Genomic DNA, 14,621 nt, shown 5'->3' on the forward strand with positions numbered 1-14,621 from the left:
GCTGGAATACGTCGGCCCGCACCCAGTCGCGGAAGCGGACGTAGACCGAGTTCCACTTGCCGAACATCGGCGGCAGGTCACGCCACGGACTGCCGGTCCGCGCGATCCATAGCACCGCCTCGACAAAAAGGCGGTTGTCTGCACCGCTCCGCCCGCGATCACCCAGCTTGCCCAGGCAGTGCGGTTCCATCTTCGCCCATTGCGCGTCAGTCAGAACGAATCGCTCCATCCAGAGCTTGAATCACATCTCGCACAGGTCGCAAATCCCAAATCTCAACAGACCCTAGAGCGGGATCGGTTGAGCTGCGCTCACCCGCCCCGCTCTAGCTCATTGTTCGGCCGCGTGATTCACGGTTTCGGTCGATTCGACCTCAACCGATCACGCTCTAGCCCCGCAGCCGCGCCACCGCTTCGACGCAGCGTGCAAAGCCCGTCAGGTCGCGCCAGCGGCGCTCGGCCGGCACCTCCTGCACCGTCAGGAAGCCGCCCGCTGCCTGCAGCCCGCCTTCCAGCATCAGGTTGTCGTGCAGGTCGAAGGCCTCCACCGCCATGCCCTCCGCATCCTCCCATTCCACGCCGCGGCGGCGGGCGGCGGGACCCAGCGCCGCCAGGGTGCGGGCGCCGAACCGGGCCGCCACATTGCTGTAGCCGAAGGCCGGCCGCCCCAGCGCCCGCATGAAGCCCAGCTCGAACACCGTGCCGGGGTCGGCGGAGGGGCCGCGGAAGGGGGTGAGGTTCGCGATGATGGCATCGCAACTCCGCATTTCCGCCTCCAAGCCCTGATAGAGCCGAATCCATTCGGGTGCTTCGAGCAGGGGGGAGGGGGTGTCGGTCGGGAAGATGCCGACCAGCCCATGGACGGTGCAGATTGCCCGCTTCGCCGCGGCGATATCCGCCGAATCGGCGAGGAAAACCTCTGGCCCTGCGAGATAGATGCGCATGCCGATCCATCCCATGAATGGGGTAAAAAGGGAACGATGAATGCGCCGCGGAACAAAGCACGCTAGGTTGCGGCATGGACGCTGAAGCCGAGTACAACAACCGGGCCCGGGTGCCGGAGCACCCCGCCATCCTGGCCGCCTGGGCGGTGGAGGCGGCGAAATTCCGCGCCACCTGGCCGGAGGCGGAGCTCGACCTCGCCTATGGCCCGGGGGAGCGGGAGCGGCTGGACCTGTTCCGCCCGGGGCCGGGCGAGGGCTGGCCGGTCGCCCTGTTCTTCCATGGCGGCTACTGGCAGTCCCTGGACCGGCGCTGGTTCAGCCACATGGCGCGCGGGGTGCTGGCGCGGGGCGTGGCGATGGCCATGCCGTCCTATGATCTCTGCCCCGCCGTGCCGCTCCGCGTCATCGTCACCCAGGCGCGGGCGGCGGCGGCCTATCTGCACCGGCGCAGCGGCCGGCGGCTGCTGGCCATGGGGCATTCCGCCGGCGGGCAGCTCGCGGCGCTGCTGCTGGCGACGGAATGGCGTGCGCTGGACCCTTTCCTGCCGCCCGACCTCGTCGCCGCCGCCCTGCCCATCTCCGGCGTCTTCGAACTGGAGCCGCTGCTGCCGACCAGCATGGCAGCGGCGCTGCGGCTGACGCCGGAGGAGGCGCGGGCGCTTTCCCCCCGTTTCCTGCCGCCCCCAGGCGGTGCGCTGCATGCCGTGGTGGGTGGGGCGGAAAGCACCGAATTCCGCCGCCAGGCCCGGGATTTCGCCGCCGCCTGGGGCGGCACGGTGGAGGAGCTGCCGGGCTGCAACCACTTCACCGTGCTGGACCCGCTGGCCGAGCCGGAGAGCGGCCTGGCGCAGCGCGCTGCGGCGATGGCGCTTGCCCTGGGCTGAGCATTCCAGTTTAACCGGCGCAACGAGGCGCTGCCTGGGACCGGGCCCTTGGGGATTGGGTCCCGGGGTTCGGGCCTCGGGGATCGGATCTCTGGGACCGGAGATCTTGGGGATCCTCCAGGGATCAGGCCCCTTGGGATCGACCCGGGATCAAGCCCTGCTGGGGATCGGGGTCCCGAGGGATCGGGTCCCCAAGCCGCCCCGGGGGCGCCGGGCAGGGAATGCCGCAGCGAAGGGGAAGGGCGGAATGGCGATGCCGCCGCGCGCAGGGGGTGTTGGCCCCGGCGGGGCGTCCGGCTGCGGGCACCGGCGCGCCTGGGGAGCGGGTGGCTGCGTTACGGCGCGCGCCCGTGCCAGGGGCCCTGGCCCGGACCGGCGGGACGGCGCCCGGGGCCGGAGGCCGGCGCGGCCATTCGCGCCGCATGGCGGGGGCGCGGCCGCGCCCCCGGTGCGCCTGGGCGGGGCCGATCCGGGCCGGCCGGCATGACCGCGCAATTGCTGCTGATCCAGGCGCTGAACGGGCTGCAATACGGCGTGCTGCTGTTTCTCGTCGCGGCCGGCCTCACCCTGGTCTTCGGGGTGATGGATTTCATCAACCTGGCGCATGGCGTGCAGTACATGCTGGGCGCCTATCTCGGCGCGACATTCGCCGCGCTGGCCGGCAGCTTCTGGGCCGGGCTGGCGCTCGCCCTGCCGGCCACGCTGCTGGCCGGGCTGGCGCTGGAATTCCTGGTCTTCCGCCACCTCTATGCGCGGGACCATCTGGCGCAGGTGCTGGCCACCTTCGGGGTGATCCTGGTGCTGAACGAAGGCGCGCGGGCCATTTGGGGCAGCGCGCCCTTGCAGATGCGGCTGCCGGAGGCGCTCTCCGGCGGCATCCAGCTCATGCCAGGGCTGAATTACCCGGTCTATCGGCTGGCGATCCTGGCCGCCGGGCTCGGTACCGCGGCGCTGCTCTGGCTGCTGGTGGAGCGGACCCGGGTGGGGGCGCTGGTGCGGGCGGGGGCCTCCAACGCGCCCATGGTCGCAGCGCTCGGCGTCGATATCCACCGGCTGTTCATGCTGGTCTTCGGCTGCGGCGCCATGCTGGCGGGCTTCGCGGGGGTGATGGCGGCGCCGATCCTCTCGGTGGAGCCCGGCATGGGCGATGGCGTGCTGATCACCGCCTTCGTCGTCATCGTCATCGGCGGTATCGGCAGCGTACGCGGCGCCTTTCTGGGCGCCATCCTGGTGGGGCTGGTGGAGACGCTAGGGCGGGCGCTGCTGCCCGACCTGCTGCGGCTGGTCCTCGCCCCTTCCCCGGCACGGCAGGCGGGGGCGGCGCTCGGCTCCATGCTGGTCTATCTCGCCATGGCGCTGGTGCTGGCGTTCAGGCCGCGCGGCCTCTTCCCCGCCCGGGCCGGCTGAGCCGCATGCCGCGCTGGCGCGAGGCGGCGCTGCCGCTGCTGCTTTTCGCCCTGCTCGGCGCCGCGCCCTGGATCGGCTTCGGCGAGGGCTATGTGCTGAGCCTGCTGGCGCGCGCCATGATCCTCGGCATTGCCGCGCTCGGTCTCCATCTGCTGGTGGGCGGGGCGGGGCTGGTCTCGCTCGGCCATGCCGCGCTGCTCGGCATCGGCGCCTATGCGGTGGTGGTGCTGGACGCGGCGCGCGTCACCGAGGCCGTCTGGGTGGTGCCGGCGTCGATCCTCGGCGCCGCGCTCTTCGCCCTGCTGACCGGCGCCGTCGCGGTGCGGACCAGCGGGGTGCAGTTCATCATGATCACCCTGGCCTTCGCGCAGATGGCGTTCTTCATCGCCGGCTCGCTCTCGGTCTATGGCGGGGATGACGGCTACACGCTGTATGGCCGCACGGAGCTGTTCGGCCGGCGCTGGCTGGAGGACCGGCTGGTCTTCCACTATCTCTGCCTGGCGCTGCTGGCCGGCGCCTGGGCGCTGGTGGGGATGCTGCTCGCTTCCCGCTTCGGCCGGGTGCTGCGGGCGGCGCGGGAGAATGCGCTGCGGGTCGCGGCGCTCGGCTTCAATCCGGTGCCCTACCGGCTGCTGGCCTATGTCATCGCCGGCGGCATGGCCGGGTTGGCGGGGGCGCTGCTGGCCAATGCCACCGAGTTCGTCGCGCCCTCCTACCTAGCCTGGCAGCGCTCGGGCGATCTGCTGTTCATGGTCATCCTGGGCGGGCTCGGGGCGCCGCATGGGGCGGTGCTGGGGGCGCTGGCCATGGTGCTGCTGGAGGAGTGGCTGGGGCATTGGACGGCGCATTGGCGGCTGATCTTCGGGCCGCTGCTGATCCTCGCCGTGCTGTTCCTGAAGGGCGGGCTGGCCGGGCTGCCGGCGCAGCTCCGGGGGGCGGGGCGTGGCTGACCTGCCACCCGCCCGGCCGGGGGCCGGAACGCCGATCCTGGCGCTGGAGGGGCTGCGCAAGCGCTTCGGCGGGCTGACGGTGACGGATGACGTCTCGCTGGCGGTGGCGCCGCGCGGCATCCATGCCGTCATTGGCCCGAATGGTGCGGGCAAGACGACGCTGATCCATCAGATCAGCGGCACGCTGCGGCCGGATGCCGGCCGCATCCGCTTCGCCGGGCGGGAGATCACCCATCTGCCGCTGCATCGCCGCGCCCGGCTGGGGCTGGCGCGCAGCTTCCAGATCACCGCCGTGCTGCCCGGCTTCTCCGCGCTGGAGAATGTGGCGCTGGCGGTGCAGGCGGGGGCGGGGTCCTCCTTCCGCTTCTTCCGCCCCGCCGCCGGCGAGGCACGGCTGAACGAACCGGCCATGGCGGCGCTGGAGCAGGTGGGGCTGGCGGCGCGCGCGGCGGTGAAGGCCGGCGCGCTTTCGCACGGGGAGAAGCGGCAGCTCGAACTCGCCATTGCGCTCGCGCTGCGGCCGAAGCTGCTGCTGCTGGACGAGCCCCTGGCGGGCGCCGGGCCGGAGGAGACGGAACGTCTCATCGCCCTCCTCGGGCGGCTGAAAGCCGACTACGCCATCCTCCTGGTGGAGCACGACATGCAGGCGGTCTTCGCCCTGGCCGATGCCGTCTCCGTCCTGGTCTATGGCCGCCTCATCGCCAGCGGCGCGCCGGCGGCGATCCGCGCCGATCCCGCGGTGCGCGCCGCCTATCTCGGCGAGGATGCGTGATGCTGGCGGTGAAGCATCTGGCGGCCGGCTATGGCGAAAGCCAGGTGCTGTTCGATGTCTCGCTGGAGGTGGGGGCGGGGGAGGTGGTGACCCTGCTCGGCCGCAACGGCATGGGCAAGACGACGACGGTACGCGCCGTGATGGGGTTGCTGCCGAGTCAGGGCGGGCGGCTGCTGGGCGGCAGCGTGGCCTTCCGGGGCCAGGCGGTGGCGGGCTGGCCGGCGCATAAGGTGGCGCGGCTCGGCCTCGGGCTGGTGCCGGAGGGGCGGCAGATCTTCCCCACCCTGACGGTGGAGGAAAACCTGACCGCCACCGCCCGCCTTGGCCGCTGGACCCTGGCGGAGGTGGTGCGGCTGTTCCCGCGCCTCGCCGAACGCCGCCGGCATGCCGGGGCCAACCTCTCGGGGGGCGAGCAGCAGATGCTGGCGATCGGCCGGGCGCTGATGACCAACCCCGCGCTGCTCATCCTGGACGAGGCGACCGAAGGGCTGGCGCCGCTGATCCGGGCGGAGATCTGGGCGGTGCTGGCGCGGCTGAAGGCGGAAGGTCAGGCGATCCTGCTGATCGACAAGAACCTGGCCGCGGTGATGCGGCTGGCGAACCGGCATGTGGTGCTGGAGAAGGGGCGCACCGTCTGGCAGGGCGACAGCGCCGAACTGGCGAGGAGCCCTGAGGTGCTGGAAGGCTATCTGCACGTGTGAGGCGGGGCTCCGCCCTGCGCCCCGGCAGAGGGCTCTGCCCTCTGCACTCCCGCCGGGGAGGATACTCCTCCCCGGACCCCGGTGTGAGTTTCAGACCCGACGGTCCGATCATCAAACTCAGCCGGGCATCCGGGGCCAGGGGGCAGCGCCCCCTGCTCACACGTCCAGGTCTTCCGTATCCAGCTTCGCCGCCTGTTCCTGGATGAATTTGAACCGCAATTCCGGCCGCCTTCCCATCAGCGCCTCCATCAGCTCGGAGGTCCGGGCCCGGTCCTCCGGCGGCAGCACCACCTTCAGCAGGGTGCGCTTCCGCGGGTCCATGGTCGTCTCCTTCAGCGAGGCCGGCGGCATTTCGCCGAGGCCCTTGAAGCGGCTTACCTCCACCTTCTGGTTCGGCTTGAACTCCGTCTTCAGCAGCCTCTCCCGGTCCCGGTCGTCCATGGCGTAGACCGACTTCCCGCCCGCCTGCAGCCGGTACAGCGGCGGCTGCGCCAGATGCACGCGCCCCTGCCGCACCAGCTCCGGCAGCTCCTTGTAGAAGAAGGTCATCAGCAGCGCCGCGATATGCGCGCCGTCCACATCCGCATCGGTCATGATGACGACGCGGCCATAGCGCAGCTTGCCGATATCGAAGCGTTCCCCGGCGCCGCAGCCCAGCGCCTCGATCAGGTCCTTCAGCTCCTGGTTCTGCCGCAATTTATCGGCGCTGGCGGAGGCGACGTTCAGGATCTTCCCGCGCAAGGGCAGCACCGCCTGGGTCTCGCGGTCCCGGGCCTGCTTGGCGGAGCCGCCGGCGCTGTCGCCCTCCACCAGGAACAGCTCCGTCCCCTCGGCGCTTTCCCGCGCGCAATCCGCCAGCTTGCCCGGCAGCCGCAGCTTGCGCGTCGCGGATTTGCGCGGCGTGTCCTTCTGTTCCCGCCGCCGGATGCGCTCCTCGGCCCGCTCGATCGCCCAGGCGAGGAGGTTGTCCGCGGTGTTCGGGTCGCCGGCGAGCCAATGGTCGAAATGGTCGCGCAGCGCCGCCTCCACCAGCCGGCTGGCTTCCGGCGAGGTCAGCCTGTCCTTGGTCTGGCCCTGGAATTGCGGATCCCGGATGAAGACCGAGAGCATGCCGGCCATGCCGCCGAACAGATCCTCGGCGGTGACGCTGGCGGCGCGCTTCTCCTTCTTCAGCTCGCCATAGGCGCGCAGCCCCTTCACCAGGGCGGCGCGGAGCCCGGCCTCATGCGTGCCGCCCTGCGGCGTCGGGATGGTGTTGGCGTAGGTGGAGAGGAAGCCGTCGCCCTGCTCCAGCCAGGCCAGCGCCCATTCGCAGCGGCCCCATTTTTCCCCTTGGGCGTTCTCGGCGAAGCTCGCCTCCCCGGTATAGGGGGCCGGCGTCACCTGGCTGCGCCTCTCGATGGCGGTGGCGAGGAAGTCCGCCAACCCGCCCGGGAAGTGCAGCGTGGCCTGGGCCGGCACCTCCTCCTTCGCCAGCGCGGGGTCGCAGGCCCAGCGAATCTCGACGCCGCGATAGAGATAGGCCTTGGAGCGGCAAAGCCGGTAGAGCCTGGCGGCCGAGAATTCCTGGCGGCCGAAAATCTCGGGGTCCGGCCGGAAGCGGATGGTGGTGCCGCGGCGATTATGCACCGCGCCGGCATGCTTCAGCTTGGTTATCGCCTTGCCGCGGGCATAGGCCTGGGTGAAGAGCGTGCGGTCGCGCGCCACCTCCACCTCCAGCCGCTCGCTCAGCGCATTCACGACGGAGGAGCCGACGCCGTGCAGGCCCCCTGACGTGTCATAGGCCTTGCCGCTGAACTTGCCGCCGGAATGGAGGGTGGTGAAGATCACCTCCAGCGCGGAGAGCTTGGGGAATTTCGGGTGCGGGTCGGTCGGGATGCCGCGGCCATTGTCGCGCACCGTCAGCCAATTGCCCGGCTCCAGCGTCACCTCGATACGGTCGGCATGGCCGGCCACCGCCTCGTCCATGGCGTTGTCGAGGATCTCGGCCGCCAGATGGTGCAGCGCGTTCTCGTCCGTGCCGCCGATATACATGCCGGGGCGCCGGCGGACCGGCTCCAGCCCCTCCAGCACCTCGATATCGGCCGCGGTGTAGGTGGCGCCGGAGGCGGCACCGCCCTTGGAGAAGAGGTCGTTCATGCGGGCCAACTAGCGTCCTCCGCGAGTCGAGGGCAACAGGCGGCGGCATGGGGCACGCCGCCTGGCCATGACGATGTTCATTATATGTTCTTTTGCGGCAAGGGAAGGCGGCTGATCACGCGGCGGCCGGCGAGGTGAAAAATCGACCAGGGGACCGGCAGGCAGCATGCGTCGGCGCCGCATTCCCCTGCGCCCGAACGGGGAGGCGCAGCACTTGCCGCCGCCGGGGGCGAGGGTACGGGGTACGCATGCTGCAGCGCCGCCGCCATCCGGAACCCTCGGCGGATGATCTCTGCCGCGGTATCCGGGAGTGCCGTCACCGCCGCGGCGCTCTGCCTTTGCGCCACGGGGCTCACCCAGCCTCTCCCGCGCTGCGGAGGCGGAACGGGGCGATCGCCGAGCGCGCAGCCACCCGGCCGGAGGCTGCGCCGCTCTCCGGCACCGCGGCCGGCGGCTGCGCCGCCTTAAGAAAACTGCGCCGACCAACCTTGGGCCATGGCGGTTGTTGCGCGGTGGGGCTGTCGGCCGACATGCTTTTCCGTCCCTCCGCCGACCCCGCAACTTCACCTATTAACCAAAATGCGGTTAAGCGTCGTATTGCATTGCACAATCACGCTTTTCGCCGCCGTGATGATGCCGAATTTGCAATCTGGCTCGCTTGAAGAAGCCGGGTCTCCCGCGTAAGTCGGAGGCCTCGGAGACCGATCGGGGAGGTGGGTGATGGCCCAGGCAGCGGAGACCGCGGGCGCGAAGCGGCGCGGGCGAACGGCCAAGGAACCGGCGCTCGGCCGGGACCAGCTCCTCAAGGCCTATCGCGACATGCTGCTGATCCGCCGCTTCGAGGAAAAGGCGGGGCAGCTCTACGGCATGGGCCTCATCGGCGGCTTCTGCCATCTCTATATCGGCCAGGAAGCCGTCGTCGTCGGCATGCAGATGTGCCTGGAGCCGGGCGATCAGGTCATCACCTCCTACCGCGATCACGGCCATATGCTCGCCACCGGCATGGAGGCGCGCGGCGTGATGTCCGAACTCACCGGGCGCATCGGCGGCTATTCCAAGGGCAAGGGCGGCTCGATGCACATGTTCAGCCGCGAGAAGGGCTTCTACGGCGGCCATGGCATCGTCGGCGCGCAGGTCTCGCTCGGCACCGGCCTCGCCTTCGCCAACCGCTACCGGGACAGCAACGCCGTCACCCTGACCTATTTCGGCGAGGGCGCCTCCAACCAGGGCCAGGTGTTCGAAAGCTTCAATCTGGCCGCGCTGCTGAAGCTGCCCTGCATCTACATCATCGAGAACAACAAATACGGCATGGGCACCAGCGTGGAGCGCGCCTCCGCCTCCCGCGACCTCTCGAAAAACGGCGCCGCCTGGGGCATTCCGGGCGAGCAGGTGAACGGCATGGATGTGGTGGCGGTGAAGGAGGCGGGGGAGCGCGCCGTAGCGCATTGCCGCGCCGGCAACGGCCCCTATCTGCTGGAGATGAAGACCTACCGCTATCGCGGCCATTCCATGTCCGACCCCGCGAAATACCGCACGCGGGAGGAGGTGCAGAAGATGCGCGAGCAGTCGGACCCGATCGAGACCGCGCGCAAGAAGCTGCTGGAACAGGGCGCCGCGGAGGCGGAGCTGAAGGCGATCGACGACGAGGTGAAGGGCATCGTCCAGGACGCCGCCGATTTCTCGCAGTCGAGCCCGGAGCCGGACGAGGCCGAGCTCTGGACCGATATCCTCATCGAGAAGGCAGGCTGAGATGGGCGTGCAGATCCTGATGCCCGCGCTGTCGCCCACCATGACGGAGGGCAAGCTGGCGCGCTGGCTGAAGAAGGAAGGCGATGCGGTGAAATCCGGCGACGTCATCGCCGAGATCGAGACCGACAAGGCGACCATGGAAGTGGAAGCCGTGGACGAGGGCACGCTGACGAAGATCCTGGTGCCGGAAGGCACGGAAGGTGTCTCCGTCAACGCCCCGATCGCCGAGCTGGATGGCGGCGGCGGCGCCTCCAACGGCGCCGCGCCCGGCCAGGCCGGGCCGGTGACGCAGCAGCCGGCGCCGCCCGCGGCGGCGAGCCCCGAGGTAGGGCAGGTGGCGAAGCAGGCCGAGGACCATGCCGCCATCGCCGCCCGCGGCCAGCAGCGCGGCGAGGGCGCGGCCCATGCCGGTGAGGCGGCGGCGACGCCGGAGAAGGATTGGGGCCCGACCAAGCCGATCACGGTGCGCGAGGCGCTGCGCGACGCCATGCTGTTGGAAATGCGCCGCGACCCGGACGTGTTCCTGATGGGCGAGGAAGTCGCCCAGTATCAGGGCGCCTACAAGATCAGCCAGGGTCTGCTGGAGGAATTCGGCCCGAAGCGGGTGATCGACACGCCGATCACCGAGCACGGCTTTACGGGTATGGCGGTAGGGGCGGCCTTTACGGGCCTGAAGCCGATCGTCGAGTTCATGACCTTCAATTTCTCGATGCAGGCGATCGACCAGATCGTCAATTCGGCGGCGAAGACGCTGTACATGAGCGGCGGGCAGCTCGGCTGCCCCATCGTCTTCCGCGGGCCGAACGGCGCGGCGGCGCGCGTCGCGGCGCAGCACAGCCAGTGCTATGCGAGCTGGTACGCGCATGTGCCGGGGCTGAAGGTAGTGGCGCCCTGGTCCTCGGCGGACGCGAAGGGGCTGCTGCGCGCCGCCATCCGCGACCCCAACCCGGTGATCGTGCTGGAGAACGAGATCCTCTACGGCCACACTTTCGAATGCCCGATGGATGACGAGTTCATCCTGCCGATCGGCCAGGCGAAGGTGGAGCGCGCGGGCAAGGATCTGACGCTGGTGGCCTATTCCATCGCCGTCACCTGGGCGATGCAGGCCGCCGAGGAGCTGGCGAAGGAAGGGATCGAGGCGGAGGTGATCAACCTTCGCTCCATCCGCCCGCTGGACGCCGCGACCATCGCCGGGAGCGTGAAGAAGACCAACCGGCTGGTGACGGTGGAGGAGGGCTGGCCCTACGCCAATGTCGGCACGGAAGTGGCGATGCAGGTGATCGAGGCGGCCTTCGACTGGCTGGACGCGCCGCCGGTGCGCGTCACCGGCAAGGACGTGCCCATGCCCTATGCCGCCAATCTCGAGAAGCTGGCGCTGCCGACGGTGCCCGACATCGTGGCGGCGGCGAAGCGCGTGACCTACAAATAGGGCAGGGGGATCCGTCCGATGGCTACCAACATCCTGATGCCCGCCCTGTCGCCCACCATGACGGAGGGCACGCTGGCGCGCTGGCTGAAGAAGGAAGGCGACCAGGTCAAGGCCGGCGACGTCCTCGCCGAGATCGAGACCGACAAGGCGACCATGGAAGTGGAAGCCGTGGATGAGGGCGTGCTGGGCAAGATCCTGGTGGCGGACGGCACGGCCGGCGTGAAGGTGAACGACCCGATCGCCGTGCTGGTCGAGCCGGGGGAGAGCGCCGAGGCGGCGCCGAAGCCGGCGCCGGCCCCGAAGGCGGAGGCCCCGGCCCCCGCGCCCAAGGCCGAGGCGCCCGCGGCTGCGCCCGCTGCCGCGCCGAAGACGGAGCAGGTGGCGCTGAACCCGCAGCCTTTGCCGCCGGCGGAGAAGCCCGCCGCCAACGGGCATGCGCCGAATGAGCGCGTCTTCGCCTCCCCCCTCGCGCGGCGCATGGCGCTGCAGGCGGGGCTGGACCTTGGCCAGGTGAAGGGCAGCGGCCCGCAGGGCCGGGTGGTGAAGGCGGATGTCGAGTCGGCGCTGGCCAAGGGCCCCGCGCCTGCCGCGGCCCCGGCAGCGGCGCCTGCCCCGGCGGCCGCGCCAGCCCCGGCGCCGAAACCCGCCGCGCCGGCGCCCACGGTGACCGCGCCGCATACCCCGGTGCCGAACAGCACCATCCGGAAGGTCATCGCAAGGCGCCTATCGGAATCCAAGCAGACCATCCCGCATTTCTATGTGACGATGGATTTCCACATCGACGCGCTGCTGAAGCTGCGCGCCGACCTCAACGCGAAGTCGCCGAAGGACGGTCCCGCTTCCTTCAAGCTCTCGGTGAACGACCTGGTCATCAAGGCCGTCGCCGCCACGCTGCGGCGCTTCCCCAACGTCAACGCGATGTGGACGGAGGACGCCATCCTGCAATTCCAGGATGTCGACATCTCCGTCGCCGTCTCGACGCCGACCGGCCTCATCACCCCCATCATCCGCAAGGCGGACCAGAAGGGGCTGAGCACGATCAGCAATGAGATGAAGGACCTCGCCGTCCGCGCCCGCACCGGCAAGCTGAAGCCGGAGGAATTCCAGGGCGGCGGCTTCTCCATCTCCAACATGGGGATGTATGGCGTGCGGGAGTTCAGCGCCATCATCAACCCGCCCCAGGCCGGCATCCTGGCCGTGGCGGCGGGCGAGCCGCGGCCGGTGGTGAAGGATGGCCAGCTCGGCATCGCCACGCTGATGACCTGCACGCTTTCGGTCGATCACCGCGTCATCGACGGCGCGCTGGCGGCCGAATTCCTGCAGGCGCTGAAGGGCGTGGTGGAGGAGCCGCTGAGCCTGATGCTGTGATCGACCACGTCTCGATCACGGTGCCCGACCTTGCCGCCGCCGCGCGTTTCTATGATGCGGTGATGGCGGCGCTCGGCGTGCCGGCGGTCGGGCGCAGCGGGACCTGGCTGGGCTACGGGCTGCGGGCGGATGCGGCGCAGCCCGGGCGCAGCTACCTGGCAATCTATCTCGGCAATCCGCCGGAGCCGGACTCGCGCCGCCATTGGTGCTTCAAGGCGCCGGACCGCGCGGCGGTGGACGGGTTCTGGCGCGCCGGGCTGGCTGCGGGCGGGGTGGATGACGGGGCGCCCGGCCTCCGGCCGCGCTACCACCCGCACTACTACGCTGCCTTCCTGCGTGACCCTGCGGGCAACCGCATCGAGGCCGTCTGCCATGAGGCGGTGCCGTGAGCCTCGCCCTGCGCGACGCCACCGAGGCCGATCTGCCGCTGGTGCTGCGCTACGTCCGCGCCCTGGCGGACTATGAGAAGCTGCTGCACGAGGTCCGCGCGACGGAGGACGACTTTCGCCGCCTGCTCTTCGGCAGCCCGGCGCGGGCGGAGGCGCTGATCGCGCGCTGGGCGGGCGAGCCCTGCGGCTTCGCCCTGTGGTTCTACTCCGTCTCCACCTTCGACGGTGCGCCGAAGCTCTATGTGGAGGATGTCTTCGTCGATCCCGCCCAGCGCGGCCGCGGCATCGGCCGCGCCATCTTCGCGGAGCTGGCGCGCCGGGCGCTGAAGGAAGGCTGCTCCCGCATGGAGTGGAACGTGCTGGACTGGAATGCGCCCTCCATCGGTTTCTACCGCTCCATCGGTGCCCTCCCGCGCGAGGGCTGGACCCTGCAACGCCTGAGCGGCGACGCCCTGCGCGCGCTGGCCGGCAAGGAAAACTGACCATGGCCGACACGCAATTCGACGTCATCATCCTGGGCGGCGGCCCGGGCGGCTATGTGGCGGCCATTCGCGCCGCCCAGCTCGGCCTGAAGACGGCGGTGGTGGAGCGGGAGCATCTGGGCGGCATCTGCCTGAATTGGGGCTGCATCCCGACCAAGGCCCTGCTGCGCAGCGCCGAGATCAACCACATGCTGCACACGCTGGATGCCTATGGCTTCGCTGCGGACAATATCCGCTTCGATCTGGGCAAGATCGTCAAGCGCAGCCGCGCCGTGGCCAAGCAGCTTTCGGACGGTGTGAAATTCCTGCTGCGCAAGCACAAGGTCACGGTGTTCGACGGCCAGGGCAGGCTGGCCGGCAAGGGCAAGCTCTCGGTCACCAAGGACGGCAAGCCGGTCGCCGACCTCACCGCGCCGCATATCATCCTGGCCACCGGCGCCCGCGCGCGGGTGCTGTCGGGGCTGGAGCCGGACGGCAAGCTGGTCTGGACCTACCGGGAAGCCATGGTGCCGACGGAGATGCCGAAGCGGCTCATCGTCATCGGTTCCGGCGCCATCGGCGCGGAATTCGCCAGCTTCTACCTGAACCTGGGCGCCGAGGTGACGCTGATCGAAGTGCTGGACCGCATCCTGCCGGTGGAGGATGCGGAGATCAGCGCCTTCGTCCTGAAAGCCTTCCAGAAGCAGGGCATGAAGGTGCTGACCGGCGTGAAGGTGCAGGGCCTGCGCAAAGCCGCCGACAGCGTCACCGCCATCGTCGAATCCGGCGGCAAGGTGCAGGAGATCACCGCGGACCGCGTCATCTCGGCGGTTGGCATCGTCGGCAATGTCGAGGATATCGGCCTCGAGGGCACGGGCGTGAAGGTGGACCGCACCCATGTGGTGGTGGATGAGTACAGCCGCACCGACGAGCCCGGCATCTATGCCATCGGCGACCTCACCGGCCCGCCCTGGCTGGCGCATAAGGCGAGCCACGAAGGGGTGATCTGCGTCGAGGCGATCGCCGGCAGGCATCCGCATCCGCTGGACGTGTCTGTCATCCCCGGCTGCACCTATTGCCGGCCGCAGGTCGCGAGCGTCGGGCTGACGGAAGAAGCCGCCAAGGCCAAGGGGCATGAGGTGAAAATCGGCCGCTTCCCCTTCATCGGCAATGGCAAGGCGATTGCGATGGGCGAGCCGGAAGGCATCATCAAGACCGTCTTCGATGCGAAGACGGGCGAGCTGCTGGGCGCCCATATGGCTGGGGCGGAGGTCACCGAAATGATCCAGGGCTACACCATCGCCAGGACCATGGAGACGACGGAGGCGGAGCTGATCGAGACCGTCTTCCCCCACCCGACCATTTCGGAGGCCATGCACGAAGCGGTGCTGGACGCCTATGGGCAGGTTATCCATATCTAGGGGCCTGCCC

General features: G+C 70.0%; 14 protein-coding genes. 11 read left to right on the top strand and 3 right to left on the bottom strand.

Annotated elements, in window-relative coordinates:
• Positions 1-229, bottom strand: a 229-nt coding sequence (locus tag E5N76_RS08410) for a transposase (RefSeq protein ID WP_149536851.1), incomplete at its 3' end; no start/stop codon positions are given.
• 157 nt (positions 230-386) lie between these two features.
• Positions 387-941, bottom strand: a complete 555-nt coding sequence (locus tag E5N76_RS08415; RefSeq protein WP_149536852.1) for a nucleoside 2-deoxyribosyltransferase — start codon at positions 939-941, stop codon at positions 387-389.
• A gap of 74 nt (positions 942-1,015) precedes the next feature.
• Between E5N76_RS08415 and E5N76_RS08420 the strand changes: the two genes are divergently transcribed.
• The 5 genes from E5N76_RS08420 to E5N76_RS08440 all read left to right on the top strand — a co-directional run bounded on the left by E5N76_RS08420 (position 1,016) and on the right by E5N76_RS08440 (position 5,655).
• On the top strand, positions 1,016-1,825 hold the full coding sequence (locus E5N76_RS08420) for an alpha/beta hydrolase (RefSeq protein ID WP_149536853.1): 810 nt from the start codon (positions 1,016-1,018) through the stop codon (positions 1,823-1,825).
• Between the two features lie 483 nt (positions 1,826-2,308).
• Positions 2,309-3,232, top strand: a complete 924-nt coding sequence (locus E5N76_RS08425) for a branched-chain amino acid ABC transporter permease (RefSeq protein WP_149536854.1) — start codon at positions 2,309-2,311, stop codon at positions 3,230-3,232.
• A gap of 5 nt (positions 3,233-3,237) precedes the next feature.
• Positions 3,238-4,182, top strand: coding sequence for a branched-chain amino acid ABC transporter permease (locus tag E5N76_RS08430; protein ID WP_149536855.1), 945 nt, complete (start codon positions 3,238-3,240; stop codon positions 4,180-4,182).
• The gene (locus tag E5N76_RS08435; protein ID WP_235907629.1) at positions 4,175-4,954 is read left to right on the top strand and encodes an ABC transporter ATP-binding protein; all 780 of its coding nucleotides are present in this window, start codon (positions 4,175-4,177) and stop codon (positions 4,952-4,954) included. The genes E5N76_RS08430 and E5N76_RS08435 overlap by 8 nt, the downstream gene beginning before the upstream one ends.
• Positions 4,954-5,655, top strand: coding sequence for an ABC transporter ATP-binding protein (locus tag E5N76_RS08440; RefSeq protein ID WP_149536856.1), 702 nt, complete (start codon positions 4,954-4,956; stop codon positions 5,653-5,655). Before E5N76_RS08435 ends, E5N76_RS08440 begins: the two co-directional genes overlap by 1 nt.
• Before the next feature lie 156 nt (positions 5,656-5,811).
• Here E5N76_RS08440 and parE read toward each other — a convergent pair whose 3' ends face one another.
• Positions 5,812-7,794, bottom strand: coding sequence for a DNA topoisomerase IV subunit B (gene parE / locus E5N76_RS08445; protein ID WP_149536857.1), 1,983 nt, complete (start codon positions 7,792-7,794; stop codon positions 5,812-5,814).
• 720 nt (positions 7,795-8,514) lie between these two features.
• Between parE and pdhA the strand changes: the two genes are divergently transcribed.
• From pdhA to lpdA, 6 genes are read left to right on the top strand one after another with little or no spacing between them, the layout of a single operon-like run.
• Positions 8,515-9,543: a pyruvate dehydrogenase (acetyl-transferring) E1 component subunit alpha gene (gene pdhA, locus E5N76_RS08450; protein ID WP_149536858.1), complete on the top strand. Its 1,029-nt coding sequence runs from the start codon at positions 8,515-8,517 to the stop codon at positions 9,541-9,543.
• Between the two features lies 1 nt (position 9,544).
• Positions 9,545-10,972: a pyruvate dehydrogenase complex E1 component subunit beta gene (locus E5N76_RS08455; RefSeq protein WP_149536859.1), complete on the top strand. Its 1,428-nt coding sequence runs from the start codon at positions 9,545-9,547 to the stop codon at positions 10,970-10,972.
• Positions 10,973-10,990: 18 nt separating this feature from the next.
• Entirely contained in the window at positions 10,991-12,340 is a 1,350-nt protein-coding gene (locus tag E5N76_RS08460; RefSeq protein WP_149536860.1) for a pyruvate dehydrogenase complex dihydrolipoamide acetyltransferase, read from the top strand.
• Entirely contained in the window at positions 12,337-12,729 is a 393-nt protein-coding gene (locus tag E5N76_RS08465) for a VOC family protein (protein WP_149536861.1), read from the top strand. Before E5N76_RS08460 ends, E5N76_RS08465 begins: the two co-directional genes overlap by 4 nt.
• Positions 12,726-13,211: a GNAT family N-acetyltransferase gene (locus E5N76_RS08470; RefSeq protein ID WP_149536862.1), complete on the top strand. Its 486-nt coding sequence runs from the start codon at positions 12,726-12,728 to the stop codon at positions 13,209-13,211. The genes E5N76_RS08465 and E5N76_RS08470 overlap by 4 nt, the downstream gene beginning before the upstream one ends.
• A 2-nt stretch (positions 13,212-13,213) precedes the next feature.
• The gene (lpdA, locus tag E5N76_RS08475; protein WP_149536863.1) at positions 13,214-14,611 is read left to right on the top strand and encodes a dihydrolipoyl dehydrogenase; all 1,398 of its coding nucleotides are present in this window, start codon (positions 13,214-13,216) and stop codon (positions 14,609-14,611) included.
• The last annotated feature ends 10 nt before the right edge of the window (positions 14,612-14,621 follow it).

Origin of the sequence: Siccirubricoccus phaeus (assembly GCF_008360935.1) — a bacterium.
GTDB classification, from domain to species: Bacteria; Pseudomonadota; Alphaproteobacteria; order Acetobacterales; family Acetobacteraceae; genus Siccirubricoccus; species Siccirubricoccus phaeus.

Excerpts from the sequence above, each read along its gene's own strand:
- E5N76_RS08415 (WP_149536852.1), bottom strand. The coding sequence starts at position 941 with ATGCGCATCTATCTCGCAGGGCCAGAGGTTTTCCTCGCCGATTCGGCG.
- E5N76_RS08420 (WP_149536853.1), top strand. The coding sequence starts at position 1,016 with ATGGACGCTGAAGCCGAGTACAACAACCGGGCCCGGGTGCCGGAGCAC.
- E5N76_RS08425 (WP_149536854.1), top strand. The coding sequence starts at position 2,309 with ATGACCGCGCAATTGCTGCTGATCCAGGCGCTGAACGGGCTGCAATAC.
- E5N76_RS08430 (WP_149536855.1), top strand. The coding sequence starts at position 3,238 with ATGCCGCGCTGGCGCGAGGCGGCGCTGCCGCTGCTGCTTTTCGCCCTG.
- E5N76_RS08440 (WP_149536856.1), top strand. The coding sequence starts at position 4,954 with ATGCTGGCGGTGAAGCATCTGGCGGCCGGCTATGGCGAAAGCCAGGTG.
- parE (WP_149536857.1), bottom strand. The coding sequence starts at position 7,794 with ATGAACGACCTCTTCTCCAAGGGCGGTGCCGCCTCCGGCGCCACCTAC.
- pdhA (WP_149536858.1), top strand. The coding sequence starts at position 8,515 with ATGGCCCAGGCAGCGGAGACCGCGGGCGCGAAGCGGCGCGGGCGAACG.
- E5N76_RS08455 (WP_149536859.1), top strand. The coding sequence starts at position 9,545 with ATGGGCGTGCAGATCCTGATGCCCGCGCTGTCGCCCACCATGACGGAG.
- E5N76_RS08460 (WP_149536860.1), top strand. The coding sequence starts at position 10,991 with ATGGCTACCAACATCCTGATGCCCGCCCTGTCGCCCACCATGACGGAG.
- lpdA (WP_149536863.1), top strand. The coding sequence starts at position 13,214 with ATGGCCGACACGCAATTCGACGTCATCATCCTGGGCGGCGGCCCGGGC.